Origin of the sequence: Pseudomonas sp. PvP089 (assembly GCF_017875165.1) — a bacterium.
Classification (GTDB): Bacteria; Pseudomonadota; Gammaproteobacteria; order Pseudomonadales; family Pseudomonadaceae; genus Aquipseudomonas; species Aquipseudomonas fortuita.
Genome location: NZ_JAGGME010000001.1, coordinates 4,596,667 through 4,609,757, shown reverse-complemented (window position 1 = coordinate 4,609,757; position 13,091 = coordinate 4,596,667). Strand labels below are relative to the sequence as shown.

Genomic DNA, 13,091 nt, shown 5'->3' with positions numbered 1-13,091 from the left:
GATGCGCCACGTTCGACGGAAAAGCACCGCCAATAAAAAAGGCCACCACAAGGGCAGCCTTTTCAGCGATCAAGCCAGGCAGGGATCACTCAGCCTTGTTGATCGGCTTTTCCGGGTACCAGGCGTCCAGCAGCGGGCTGACTTCGATCTTGGTCAGTTCGCTACGGCCCTTGAGCCAGGTTTCAACGGCAGCACGCTGTTCTTCGCTGACCGATCCGCGTTTGACCGAGCACACCAGGCCGTAATCGTCACCGCCTACATAGTCCAGGCCGTTGGCGTCCATCGCTTCTTCCAGGAACGCATCGAGGAAAGCATCGATTGCCTGGTCATCCAGATCTTCCTTGAATTCCAGGTTCAGCTCGAAGCCCAATTCCTGAAACTCGTCGACACACAGCTTTTTGCGCAGACGACGGGAGCGGTTTGTGGCCATGAAACAATCCTCTTAGGTAATAACGCCGCGCAGTCTACCAGTTAACACGTGGGGCTGCCTGCCTGAGTGCATGCGCCGGTAGTCAGTTCGTTGGCCAACGCCCGTTCCACACGGCACATGTGCCGCGCCAGTGCCTGACGGCGCAAGCGCAACTGGGGGGTAGGCAAGCCGCGGGCCTCCAGGGCTTCGCAGGCCGCCATCAGGTCGTGGGCTTCCAGCATGCGCGCGGCACTCAGCACCTTGTGGGCCTGCTCGGCAATGGCCTCGCTGTCTTGCTCCGGGTGCAGCGCCATCAAGCTGGCCCGGTCGGCCTGCAGGCTTTGCTGCAAGGTCAGCAGGAAGCGCTGGCGGTCGTCGGGGTCATGCCCGATCACTGCAGCCAGGCCTTCCAGGTGGTACAGCTTGCGCCGGGGCTTTTGCTGGCGGCGCGGGCGAATGCCCGCCAGGCGCTGGCTGAGGGTGCCCAGGCTGATCGGCTTGAGCAGGCAGTCGTCCATACCGGCGCTCAGGCACTGGCGGCGCACCTCTGGCTGTGCGTTGGCGGTGTAGCCGAGAATGGTGCAGCGCTGCCGCTTGCCATGGCGTTCTTCGGCACGGACGGCGGTCGCCAGTTGGTATCCGTTCATGTGCGGCATGTTGCAGTCGAGCACCAGCACATCGAAGTCGCCTGCGCGCCAGGTGGCCAGGCCTTCACGGCCATCGCGGGCGCTGGCGTGCGGCAGGCCCAGGTAGCCGAGCTGCTGCGCCATCAGCTGCAGATTGGCCGGGTGGTCATCGATCACCAGCACATTCAGCCGCGGGTCAGGCACCTCGAGGTGTTCGAAGGGCGGCGCTGAATGCGGGGCGGCGTCAATGCGCTGCAGCGGCATTTTCAGGCGCACCTGGGTGCCAACATCTTCCAGGCTCTTGATGGTCAGGCTGCCGCCCATCATTTCGCACAGGCTGCGGCAGATGGCCAGGCCCAGCCCGGTACCCGCGCGGGCGCCCTGGCTATGCGGGTTGGCCTGTATGAACGGATTGAACAGGCGCTGCAGGTCGTCGGCATGGATGCCGATGCCGCTGTCGCGCACTTCCAGCTCCAGCACTGCGGGCAGGGTGCTGCCGTCATCCAGCAGCCCTACGCAGATGCGAACCTGGCCATGCTCGGTGAACTTGATGGCGTTGCTTACCAGGTTGGACAGCACTTGTTTGAAACGCAGCGGGTCGAGCAGTGCGTGGCAACGCGCGGCGGGTGCAATCATCACCTCCAGGGCAAGGCCTTTCTGGCGTGCCTGCCCCTCGAAAATGCGCCCTACCGATTCGACCAGGGCCGCAAGGTCGACGGCTTCCGGTGCCAGGGACAAGTGCCCGGATTCGATACGCGCGATATCGAGAATATCGCCGATCAGACCCAGCAGGTCTTTGGCTGAGTGGTGGGCCAGTTCCAGTGCGCTGCGGTCCACCTGGCCCTGGTCGGCGCGTTTGACTGCCAGTTCGAGCATGCCGATGACGGCGTTCATCGGGGTGCGGATCTCATGGCTGATGGTGGCCAGGAAGGTGCTCTTTGCGCGGTTGGCGTCGTCGGCCTGCTGCTTGGCCTGACGCAACTCCATGACCAACTGGCGGCGTTCGCTGATGTCGATCCAGCCGCCGATGATGCCCTGTACTTCGCCCAGTGAGTCACGGTACGGCAGTATCCAGTGATAGATGGTCATTTCGCGGCCCTTGATCCGCAGTGGCCGGTCCATGATCAACGGCGAGCCTGCGGCCATGACTTTCAGATAGTCGGCCTGGATCTGCCGTGTCTGCTCGCTGTCGGCAAACAGGCTGGCGTCCAGCCGTTTGCCGATGACCTCGTCGGAGCGGGCCTGCACGGCTTCCAGATAGCTGTAGTTACAGCTTTGCAGGCACCCCTCGCGGTCACGCACGTACATGGGGTGGGGCGTGCCGTTGAGCAGGGCGCGCATGAACGCCAGTTGGTCGTTCAGTGCGCGTTCGGCGGTTTGGCGCTGGCGAATCTGCAAGCGCAAGCGGGCGTTCCAGAGCAAGGCCAGCAACAGCAGCGCGACCATGCCCAGCACCACTTGTAGCGCAAGCTGGCTGTAGTCTTTGCCACTGCCATCGTCGTGCTGCCCGAAGCCGCGCCAGCGGTTGTTGATCACCCCCAGCTCTTCGGGCGAGATGCTCAGTAGCGCCTTGTCGAGGATCGACTGCATCGCCTGTGACGGGGTGCTGGTGGCCATGGCGAAGTTGGCAGGCTCGCTGCCGACCGTGGTGCGGATGACCAGCCCAGGGTTGCTGGCCAAGGCATGGTTGGCGTCGATCAACGTGGTGATCACCGCATCGACGGCACCGCTGTTGAGCAAGGCCATGGAATAGTACGCGCTCTCGGTCTCGACCCAGCCGATTTTCGGATAGTGCCGGGACAACAGGGTGTCCATGGCGCTGTAGCGGGTAATGGCCACGCGATGCCCCTGCAACTGCTCCAGCGTGCTCATGCCCTTGTCATCCTTGCGGCCGACCAGCACGAAGGCGCTCTCCAGGTAGGCCCGGCTGACCTGCAGGTCGTCTTTGGTCACCCCGCCAGTGGCCAGTGCGGCAATCACATCGGCGCGGCCATCCTTGAGGCGGGCGATCATGTCGGCAATGCCGCTTGCACGCTGCACGTCAAAACGCAAACCGGTGCGCAGGCTGATGAGCTCCAGCAGGTCGGCTGTGATGCCGCGAAAATGCCCTGAGCCATCGAAATAGGATAGCGGCGCAGCCGTATCATCGATCGTTACGCGCATCACCGGGTGATCTTGCAGCCACTGTTCCTCGGCATCGGTCAGTTGCAGCTTGCGGTCAGTCAGCAGCAGGTCGCTGCCGGCGCTCCAGCGTTTGAAGATGCTGGCACGCAGTGCCGCAGGCTGGCTGTCCAGTGTGGTGTTCACCAGCGCCAGCAGTTGCGTGTCTTGCTGGCGCAAGGCAAAGCCGAAGCCGATGGCTTCGTGCTGGCCGAAATTGGCCATGCGCAGGCGTGGCAGGTGGCCGCGGTTAAGCAGGTAGTGGGTGGAGATGGTGTCGCCGATGTATACGTCGGCCTGGCCGAACGCCACGGCGTTCAAGGCTTGGCTGGAGGAGCCAAAGGCCAGTAGCTCGGCCATGGGGTAGGTGCGGCGTACCTCCTGCTTGGGCAGGTAATGGTAAAGCATGCCGAGGCGCAGGCCGGTCAGGTCCGCGTCCAGCGCCCGGGTTTCGTCTTCGCGTGTTACCAGCACCGGTTGGTCAACGGCATACGGATGCGACAGCGCCAGGCCGTCGCTGGCCGCTTCGTAGCCATTGGCGGTGCCAAGCAGGTCGATATCGCCATGCCTGAGCGCCTCCACTGCCGCCTGCCGGCTGGAGAAACGCAGCACCCGCACGGGTAACTGCAGGGCCGTGCCGATCAGGCTCGCGTACTCGGCGGTGAGGCCCTGGTAGTCGCGGCCGCCACTGGTGATGTCGAACGGTGGGTAATCCGGAGCCGACGTGCCCAGTACCAGTTCCTGACGGCTTTCGAGCCATCGCCGTTGTTCGGCCGTGAGCATGGGGCGGGTCGGCTTGGCTGATGACCGAGCCAGTAACGTATAGGATGAGGCCTCTTGATAGGTGGCCTGCACGACGCCGCTGAACAGGAGCAGGGCGAACAGCAGGCGAGCGAAAGGGCGCGGCATGACCATCCTCAGACCAGCGCGTTGCGTTTGGCAATTTCGATCAGGTCAACCAGTGTGTTGACCTGAAGTTTGTGCATGAGGCGCTTCTTGTAGGTGCTGACAGTCTTGCTGCTGAGGAACATGCCCTTGGCAATTTCCTTGTTGCTGCGGCCTTGGGCGAAGAGTTGCAGTACCATCAGTTCGCGGTCATTTACCTGCCTGAAGAGTTTCAGCTCGGCATCGGCTGTCTGGTCATGCTTTATTGCCTGGCTGGGGAAATAGTTGTAACCGGCCAGGACCGCCTTGATTGCACTGAGCAGTTCGCTCAGGTCTTCCTGCTTGCACACATAGCCTGCGGCGCCGGAGTGCATGCAACGTACGGCAAACAATGCGGGAGACTGCGCGGTCAATACCAGAACCTTCAATGGCAGGGCCATGGCCTGGAAGCGGGAAAGCACCTCCAGCCCGTCTAGCTTGGGGATGCTGATGTCGAGGATGACCAGGTCAGGGGCGGCTTCACGAATCATCTGCATGGCGTCCACGCCGTTGTCCGACTCGCCGACAATCTTGTAGTTCTGGTTTTCCAGCAGCATACGGACGGCCAGGCGGATGACAGGATGATCGTCGACAATAAATATGGAATGCATGTTCAACTTCCCTGCGGGCGATTGAGGGGGATAATCGGCACCTTATCGCAGTTGGAAGTCGTCAGACATGCGAGGAAGGGCGATTCGCCCTTTATGGGAAATGGCTTACAAGATAAAACAAAACGGGCTACGAATTTTGTGTGTTTGACCCAATGTCAAAGCGTGATTGGTAACTTTTCGTGCACTTTTACTCGGGCTGTTTAATTTGCCGTCAGTATATGTAGGAAGTTTCCTGCAATATGCGGTGCAGCACTGGCTCAAGGACCGTGGCTGCACCGGCGTGCTTCAGGTGGGGCTGGAGCGCCCGGTCATTTCCCGAGCCATTTCGCTGGCATAGCTGTCGGTCATCCCGGCGATGAAGTCGATCATGCGCAGGAAGGCACTGTGCAGCGAGGCACGTGGGTCCGGAGCATTGTTGCCGATCAGGTCCAGTACCCGGCGGCTCTTGAACGAGGGGGTGCGCCCACCGTGCTGTTCGAGCGCTGCGCCACAGAAGGTATTGAGCAAAATCTCCAAGGTGGTATAGGCACCAATTTCGTGCAGGGTTTTGCGCTTGTCCTGGAAGATCTTGTTGCGTGCCATGTCCTTGGCCTGCAGCACGCAGCGCTTGGCCGGGCCGTGCATGTGCTCTACCAGGTCGCCTGCCAGGTGCCCGGCCAGCAATGCCTGCTGCTGCTCGACGAACGCGTGGGCGGCAGCGTTGGTCAGGTGTTCGATAGCCTTGCCACGCAGAATCGCCAGTTTGCGCCGGCGGGAATCACGGGGGCCGAGCTGGCGGTAGGTTTCTGGCAGGTCTTCACCGACCAGGTCAAGCAGCAGGGCTTCGACTTCAGCGTATTCGAGCAACTCCATTTCCAGGCCGTCTTCCAGGTCGATCAGCGCATAGCAGATGTCATCGGCAGCCTCCATCAGGTAAACCAGCGGGTGGCGCGCCCAGCGCTGTTCTTCCAGTTGCGGCATGCCGAGCTTGCGGGCGATCTGCTCGAGCAGGGGCAGTTCGCTCTGGTAGCTGCCGAACTTGTGCTTCTTGTAGCCCAAGGCGTCGGCGTGGCGCGCGCTCCAGGGGTACTTCAGGTAAGTGCCGAGGGTGGCATACGTCAGCCGGGTACCGCCGTCGAACTGGTGATACTCCAGCTGGGTGAGCACACGAAAGCCTTGGGCATTGCCCTCGAAATTCAGAAAATCGGCCCGCTGGTCGTCGCTCATGTCATCCAGCCATCCACGCCCGGCTGCCTGCTGGAACCAGTGGCGGATGGCGTCCTCGCCGGAGTGGCCGAAGGGTGGGTTGCCGATGTCGTGGGCCAGGCACGCTGACTGCACGATCATCCCCAGGTCGCTGGGGGCGCACCAGTCGGGCAGGTTGTCGCGCAGTGTTTCGCCGACGCGCATGCCCAGGGAGCGACCGACACAACTGACTTCCAGTGAGTGGGTCAGGCGTGTGTGGATGTGGTCGTTGCTGGAAACCGGGTGTACCTGGGTCTTGCGCCCAAGGCGGCGAAAGGCACCAGAGAAGATGATGCGGTCATGGTCTTTGTGGAAGGGGCTGCGCCCGAGTTCATCGGCGCTATAAAGGGCTTTGCCCAGGCGTTCGCGGGTGAGCAGGGTGTGCCAGTCCAAGGCGCATTCTCCTGTGGATCGAAGGAAGCAGCATATCCTGCCGGAGCAGCCTTGTGCTGCGAAGAGGCCTGTTTGAGCGATACACGGGTATCGCCGGGCCGGGCTCTTCGCAGCACAAGGCTGCTCCTACAAAGGAATGTGCAGTGTTCAGGGGCGGCGGTTGCCTTGCAGGTACAGGCGCACCAGCGGCAGCAGGCTGCTGCCCAGGCGCACCAGCCGTGCCAGGTTACCGCTGCGCACGCCCTTGCCAGTGAGGAAGCCCAGCGCCACCACGGCACCAATCCCCCATAAAGGCGCATGCTTGATCCCCAACCCTGCGTGCAGCGAGCTGCCCATTCCGCGCACGCGGCGCAGCGGCTCCATTAGTTGCCCGGACTCATGGCGGATTTCCTGGCGGTGCATCTCCATGCGCAGGCGCAGCAGTGCTTTGCGCAGTTCGCGCGGGTTACGGGTGTTTGGCAGTTGGGGCAGGCTCATGGCAACAGGCGCTCCCGGTCCTTGGCGAGTTCTTCAAGGGTGGCCCCGAATGGCGACGATTCGTCGAACACCGCTGCCTTCAGGCGCAACCCGCAGTACAGCGCGGCAAAGCCATAGAACACGCACAGGCCGATGATGCCGGCCAGGCGATAGCTGTCCCACAGGAGCACCAGTAACAACCCGGAAAGGGCTGTCAGCAGCAGCAGGGCGAACACCAGGGCCAGGCCTGCGAACAGCAGCAACCGCAGGGTGCGGCCCTTTTGCTCCTGCAATTCGATGCCAAGCAGTTCGATGTGGCTGTGCAGCAGCCCCAGCGCAGCTGCGCCCAGGCGCTTGCCCGAGGCGCTGGCGCCGTTGGCGTCATTCTCCATGGGAACCCCTCAGCGCCGGTTGGCCAGCAGGCCGATCAACAGGCCGACGCCGGCGGCGATGCCGATTGCCTGCCACGGGTTTTCCTGCACGTACTGCTCGGCGCTGCCCAGCGCGGCCTGGCCGCGCTGGCGCACGGAGTCCTGGGTCAGTTGCAGGGTTTCGCGAGCCTGGGTCAGGCGGTCGTGAATCTGTTCGCGCAATTCGTCGGCCTGGTCGCCGGCCAGGTTGGCAGTGTCGGCCAGCAACCTCTCGGTGTCGCGTACCAACGCCTGGAAGTCAGCCATCAGTATCTCTTGTGCAGTCTTTGCCGATTTGCTGGCCATGGGCCTCTCCCTGTCGATGAGTGTTGGTAGTTCGAGTAATAGCACGCGCGGAAGGTTCAAGTGCCGGTGCTGGTATGGGCCTTGCTAAGTCATTGCCACGTTGCGGGGCGTGGCTGGCAGCGATTGCGCCGATTCAGGGCGTCAGCGCAGCGTGTACCGATAAACCTTAACCCAATCCACGACAAACCCAAGAAAAAACCACGCAGGCTCCGACCCGCTCACCGAAACAGGGCAGGGGGCTGGCACCGATTCGGTGCAGGGATGCAGGTTCTTGAACTGTCCTGGTGCCTTTTTTAGCAGGCCTGCCTATTTCATGGAAAACATGCACAGCGCAATGGACTCCCTCGTCCACGGTTCCAACACTCTGTTCATTCTCATGGGCGCCATCCTGGTGCTGGCGATGCATGCCGGCTTCGCCTTCCTTGAAGTGGGCACGGTACGCCACAAGAACCAGGTCAACGCCTTGTCGAAGATCCTCAGCGACTTTGCCATCTCGGCACTGGTGTATTTCTTCATTGGTTACGGGATAGCCTATGGTGTCCATTTCTTCCAGCCGGCAGCGGCGCTGGCCGTTGACCATGGTTATTCGCTGGTCAAGTGCTTCTTTCTGCTGACGTTCGCTGCGGCGATCCCGGCGATCATCTCCGGGGGCATCGCCGAGCGCGCGCGCTTCGTGCCGCAGTTGTGTGCCACGGCGTTGATCGTGGCGTTTATCTACCCGTTCTTCGAGGGGGTGGTGTGGAATGGCAACCTGGGGCTGCAAGCCTGGTTGCAGGCCCGCTTCGGCGCGCCTTTCCACGATTTTGCAGGCTCGGTGGTGGTGCACGCCATGGGCGGCTGGCTAGCCCTGGCGGCGGTATTGCTGCTGGGCGCGCGGCGTGGGCGCTACCGGGACGGCCGTTTGGTGGCGTTTGCGCCGTCGAGCATTCCGTTCCTGGCGTTGGGGTCGTGGATTCTGATCATCGGCTGGTTCGGCTTCAACGTGATGAGTGCACAGACGCTGCAAGGCGTCAGCGGCCTGGTGGCGATCAACTCGCTCATGGCCATGGTCGGTGGCACCCTGTCGGCCTTGCTGGCCGGGCGTAACGACCCGGGCTTCCTGCACAACGGGCCGCTGGCCGGCCTGGTGGCGATCTGCGCCGGCTCCGACCTGATGCACCCGATTGGCGCACTGGCCACCGGACTGGTGGCTGGCGCGTTGTTCGTCTGGACCTTCACTGCAGCGCAAAACCGCTGGAAGATCGACGACGTGCTGGGCGTGTGGCCACTGCACGGCCTGTGCGGCGTGTGGGGTGGCATTGCCTGCGGCGTCTTTGGCCAGACGGCACTGGGCGGCATGGGTGGTGTCAGCCTGGCCAGCCAGCTGCTGGGCAGCCTGATGGGCGTGCTGGTGGCATTGGCCGGCGGCTTTGCCGTGTATGGCGCAATCCGTGCGCTGCATGGGCTGCGCTTGAGCCATGAGCAGGAGTTTCAGGGCGCGGACTTGTCGCTGCACCGTATCGGCGCCACCAGCCAGGATTGAGCCAGGTCAGGTGCATGACGAGTGCGAGAGACCTAGAATAGGTATCTCTGCATGCCAACCGGGACCTGAGCCATGCTGCCTGAATGCCAACTGTTCGGTACCCTCGGCTGCCACCTGTGTGAAGTGGCCGAGGCCGTGCTGATGCCTTTTGTCGATCATGGCCTGTTGGTCGAGCTGGTCGACATCGCCGAGAGTGAGGTGCTGTTCGAGCGCTATGGCCTGATCATTCCGGTGTTGCGACGCTGCGACAATGCTGCTGAGCTGCACTGGCCGTTCGATGCCGAACAGGTGGTGGCGTTCCTGGGGCAATGATGGCTGCAGAGGAGTTGCAACCCTGCTCCATGAAGGGTGAAGCGAGCTGATGATCAGGTGCCGGCGCACTGGCGCCGGTCACCTTTCCCATCATCGGAATAGTTCGCCATGTTGATCACTCCACATTTCACGCTCGATGAAATGACCGTTTCCCAGCTCGCCGCCAGGGACGGGTTCGATAACACCCCACCTCCTGATGCCCGGGCCAACCTGCAATTGCTGTGTTGTGCGCTGGAGCAGGTGCGCGCACTGTTCGGCGTGCCGATCATCGTCAGCAGCGGTTTTCGCAGCGAGAAGGTTAACCGGCTGATCGGCGGTGCCACCAACAGCCAGCATATTCAGGGGCTGGCGGCTGACTTCACGGTGATGGAAGTCAGCCCTCGGGAAACCGCTCGGCGGATCAACGAAAGTGCCGTGCCGTTCGATCAACTCATCCTGGAGTTCGACAGATGGGTGCATCTTTCGGTAACCCGTGGCACCCCGCGCAGGCAGGTTTTGACCCTGCGCAGAGGCAGCGGCTACCTGCCGGGGCTGCAATGAACCGCATTGACGGCGGCAAGGGGATGTTCGTATGCTGTATATAAATACAGTGTCGAGGTAACGTCATGCTCAACGTCGAGCAACTCAAGTACAGCGTCAACCGCATGCCCGTGGATCGGGTGGCTGACGCCGTTCTGGAACTGCGCCTCGAAGGCCTGGTGACCGACGACCGCACGCCGTTCGGTAAAGTCCACTTCAATACCTGCTTCGCCGAGATCGAGGCCTTGTTCCAGCGTGCCGGCTATCACCGCGGGCTGGATGTGGTGGGCTACCAGGGGTTGCTCTATGCCCTGTACGACCCCGGTCGTTGGGAACCGGTGCAGGTGTTGCGCTGGCTGAAGGAACGCAGCGAGGCGATAGTCCAGGCTGGTTGAGGGCGCGGGCTTGGGCGATAATGCGCGGCCGTGAACGTTTCGAGCCCTGCCATGACCGCGCCCTTCGACCCCGCCCGCCAGCAAGCCAGCACGGTGTGCCTGCCCCCCGGTAACTGGGCGACGGTGCTCGATTGCCTGTGCGACCATTTCAAGGCCATCGACCGCGCCCAGTGGCTTGACCGTTTTGCCCGTGGCCGGGTGCTGGATGCCGAGGGGCGGGCGATTGCTGCCGAGTTACCCTACAAGCGTGGCCTGCGTTTGCACTACTTCCGCGAAGTGGCGAACGAGCGGCCGATCCCGGTGCAGGAAGTGGTACTGCACGCGGACGAACACTTGGTGGTGGCCGACAAGCCGCATTTCCTGCCGGTGACGCCGACGGGCGAGTACGTCGAGCAGACCTTGCTGCGCCGCCTGATTCGTCGCCTGGATAACCCGCATCTGGTGCCGTTGCACCGCATAGACCGGCACACCGCCGGGCTTGTGCTGTTTTCCGCCAACCCGCACAGCCGCAGCGTTTACCAACGCCTGTTCCCCGAGCGGCGCATCGACAAGCGCTACCAGGCCATTGCGGCGGCGATGCCGCAGCATGCATTTCCGCTGGTGCACAAAAGCCGCCTGGTGCATGGCGAGCCGTTTTTCCGTATGCATGAGGTGGAGGGTGAGGCCAACAGTGAAACCTTGGCCGAGGTGCTGGAAAAGAATGGGGAGCTGTGGCGCTATGGGCTGTCACCAGTGACCGGCAAGACCCATCAGTTGCGCGTGCACATGGCAGCCTTGGGGGCGGGAATCTGCAATGACCCGTTCTACCCGCAGCTGCTTACTGCAGAGGATGACTACCAACGGCCGCTGAAACTGCTGGCGCAGAGCTTGCGTTTCGAAGACCCGTTGAGCGGCGAAGAACGCTATTTCGAGAGCCGCCTGCGGCTGGACTGGTAACACAGGCCGCAGGCATACGCGGCCCTTGTGGCAGCGGGCCTGCCCGCGAACACCGGCAGGGCCGGTGCCATCCACCGCGTTGGTTTCTTCGCGGGCACGCCCGCTCCCACAGGTACGTCGCAGGCTCCAAGGTCACTAGGTTCCTGTGGGAGCGGCTTCAGCCGCGAATACCGGAGCGTCAGCGGTTGAACCGCTCCACCAGCGAATACTGGCTACCCGCTGTGCTGGTCAGCGCCTCGCTCAGCAGTGCTGAATGCTGCGCCTGTTCGGCGGTCTGGTCGGCCAGTTCGGCGATGGTGCTGATGTTGCGGCTGATCTCGTCGGCCACTGCAGTCTGCTCCTCGGTCGCAGCGGCAATCTGGGTGGCCATATCGGTGATGTTGGCCACCGCTTCGCTGATCCCCACCAATGCCTCATCAGCCTGCATCACCCGGTCGACACCTTCCTGCGCCTGACGGTGGCCGGTTTCCATGGTCAGCACGGCGTTGCTGGCAGTTTGTTGCAGCTTGGCGATCAGGCCGTGGATCTGCCCGGTGGATTCGGCAGTGCGCTGGGCCAGCTGGCGGACTTCGTCGGCCACCACGGCAAAGCCACGGCCCATCTCGCCGGCACGCGCCGCTTCAATGGCCGCGTTCAGTGCCAGCAGGTTAGTCTGGTCGGCAATGCCCTTGATCACATCGACCACGCCACCAATCTCGTCGCTGTCCTTGGCCAGTTGGGTAACCGTCTGACCGGTTTCGCCCACCGCTGCCGACAGACGCTCGATGGCCTCGCGGGTTTCCCCGGCAATCTGCCGGCCCTGGCTGGTCAGGCGGTTGGCTTCCTGGGTGGCGTCGGCCGTGCGCTGTACGTGGTTGGCCACTTCCTGCGTGGTGGCGGCCATCTGGTTGACAGCGGCGGCGACCTGCTCGGTTTCCACCCGCTGGCGCTCCAGCCCCGACGAACTCTTGTGTGCCAAGGCGTCGGACTGGCGCGCCTGGTCGCTGAGGTGTTCGGCACTGTCCTGCAAGCGGGTCAGGCAGGTTTTCATGCGGGCATCCTGGCTGAGCATGGCCATCTCCAGACGCGCCTGCACGCCACGGCTGTCGGTGTACATCTGCGCGATCAGCGGGTCGGAGGTGGTCTGTTCGGCCAGGCGCAACAGGCGTTTGAGGCCGCGCTGCTGCCAGCTCAAGCCCAGCAGGCCCAAGGGGACGGATAGCCCGGCAGCCAGGGCAAAGCCCCAGGAATGGCCCAGCCAGTTGCCGATCAGGAAGCCTACCTGGCTGATCAGGATGAACGGCAGCCAGTCCTGGAGCACCGGCAGCCACTTGTCCCTGCGAGGTACTGCGGGCTTGCCTTGGTTGATGCGTTGGTACAGGGCCTCGGCGCGGCGAATCTGCTCGGCGGTTGGCTTGACCCGCACCGACTCGAAACCGATGACCTGGTTATTGTCGTAAATCGGTGTGACGTAGGCGTTGACCCAGTAGTGGTCCCCGGACTTGCAACGGTTCTTGACGATGCCCATCCACGGCTGGCCCTGCTTGAGGGTTTGCCACATATGGGCAAACACGGCAGGCGGCACATCGGGGTGGCGTACTAGGTTGTGCGGCGCCCCGGTCAACTCCTCGCGGGTGAAACCACTGATGTCGATGAAGGCATCGTTACAGTAAGTGATCACGCCCTTGGCGTTGGTGGTGGAGATCAACCGCTGCTGGGCAGGGAAAGTCCGTTCTCTCTGGGTAATCGGCTGGTTGTTACGCATGGGTTGATAGTCCGCAGGGCTTTGGACAGGTATCGGCAAGCTAGGGGTTTTATTGAATGATTATTTAATGTGGCTGCGTTTGTTCGTCGTTGGGGCTCTGGCGCCTGTGAAATCGAGCGCCGCGCGGGCGGCGCTCGGTCTCGA

13 protein-coding genes are annotated in these 13,091 nt (G+C 62.7%); 5 read left to right on the top strand and 8 right to left on the bottom strand.

Annotation, left to right across the window (positions count from 1 at the left end; all coding sequences use genetic code 11):
• Positions 1-85: 85 nt before the first annotated feature.
• The 7 genes from J3A71_RS21065 to J3A71_RS21035 form a co-directional block, all read right to left on the bottom strand.
• Complete coding sequence (locus tag J3A71_RS21065) at positions 86-430, bottom strand: YggL family protein (protein ID WP_016485603.1); 345 nt, start codon at positions 428-430, stop codon at positions 86-88.
• Between the two features lie 41 nt (positions 431-471).
• Positions 472-4,110, bottom strand: a complete 3,639-nt coding sequence (locus J3A71_RS21060) for a transporter substrate-binding domain-containing protein (RefSeq protein WP_209953204.1) — start codon at positions 4,108-4,110, stop codon at positions 472-474.
• 2 nt (positions 4,111-4,112) lie between these two features.
• Positions 4,113-4,730 carry a response regulator transcription factor gene (locus tag J3A71_RS21055; RefSeq protein ID WP_016485605.1) on the bottom strand — a complete coding sequence of 206 codons (618 nt, stop codon included), beginning with the start codon at positions 4,728-4,730 and terminating at the stop codon, positions 4,113-4,115.
• 285 nt (positions 4,731-5,015) lie between these two features.
• A complete protein-coding gene (locus J3A71_RS21050; RefSeq protein WP_016485606.1) occupies positions 5,016-6,347 on the bottom strand; it encodes a deoxyguanosinetriphosphate triphosphohydrolase in 1,332 nt (443 codons plus the stop codon).
• A 147-nt stretch (positions 6,348-6,494) separates the two neighbouring features.
• Positions 6,495-6,824, bottom strand: a complete 330-nt coding sequence (locus J3A71_RS21045; protein WP_016485607.1) for a hypothetical protein — start codon at positions 6,822-6,824, stop codon at positions 6,495-6,497.
• Positions 6,821-7,195 carry a phage holin family protein gene (locus tag J3A71_RS21040; RefSeq protein ID WP_016485608.1) on the bottom strand — a complete coding sequence of 125 codons (375 nt, stop codon included), beginning with the start codon at positions 7,193-7,195 and terminating at the stop codon, positions 6,821-6,823. Before J3A71_RS21040 ends, J3A71_RS21045 begins: the two co-directional genes overlap by 4 nt.
• A gap of 9 nt (positions 7,196-7,204) precedes the next feature.
• Positions 7,205-7,519: a YqjD family protein gene (locus J3A71_RS21035; RefSeq protein ID WP_016485609.1), complete on the bottom strand. Its 315-nt coding sequence runs from the start codon at positions 7,517-7,519 to the stop codon at positions 7,205-7,207.
• 313 nt (positions 7,520-7,832) lie between these two features.
• On the opposite strand from J3A71_RS21035, the gene J3A71_RS21030 reads away from it, so the two are divergent.
• From J3A71_RS21030 to J3A71_RS21010, 5 genes are all read left to right on the top strand, one after another.
• Entirely contained in the window at positions 7,833-9,041 is a 1,209-nt protein-coding gene (locus J3A71_RS21030; RefSeq protein ID WP_209953202.1) for an ammonium transporter, read from the top strand.
• A 72-nt stretch (positions 9,042-9,113) separates the two neighbouring features.
• On the top strand, positions 9,114-9,353 hold the full coding sequence (locus J3A71_RS21025) for a glutaredoxin family protein (RefSeq protein ID WP_016485611.1): 240 nt from the start codon (positions 9,114-9,116) through the stop codon (positions 9,351-9,353).
• 108 nt (positions 9,354-9,461) lie between these two features.
• Positions 9,462-9,893: a D-Ala-D-Ala carboxypeptidase family metallohydrolase gene (locus tag J3A71_RS21020; protein ID WP_016485612.1), complete on the top strand. Its 432-nt coding sequence runs from the start codon at positions 9,462-9,464 to the stop codon at positions 9,891-9,893.
• 65 nt (positions 9,894-9,958) lie between these two features.
• Positions 9,959-10,267: a hypothetical protein gene (locus tag J3A71_RS21015; protein WP_016485613.1), complete on the top strand. Its 309-nt coding sequence runs from the start codon at positions 9,959-9,961 to the stop codon at positions 10,265-10,267.
• Positions 10,268-10,318: 51 nt separating this feature from the next.
• Positions 10,319-11,203 carry a pseudouridine synthase gene (locus tag J3A71_RS21010; RefSeq protein ID WP_016485614.1) on the top strand — a complete coding sequence of 295 codons (885 nt, stop codon included), beginning with the start codon at positions 10,319-10,321 and terminating at the stop codon, positions 11,201-11,203.
• 178 nt (positions 11,204-11,381) lie between these two features.
• Here J3A71_RS21010 and J3A71_RS21005 read toward each other — a convergent pair whose 3' ends face one another.
• On the bottom strand, positions 11,382-12,947 hold the full coding sequence (locus J3A71_RS21005) for a PAS domain-containing methyl-accepting chemotaxis protein (RefSeq protein WP_016485615.1): 1,566 nt from the start codon (positions 12,945-12,947) through the stop codon (positions 11,382-11,384).
• Positions 12,948-13,091: the final 144 nt, after the last annotated feature.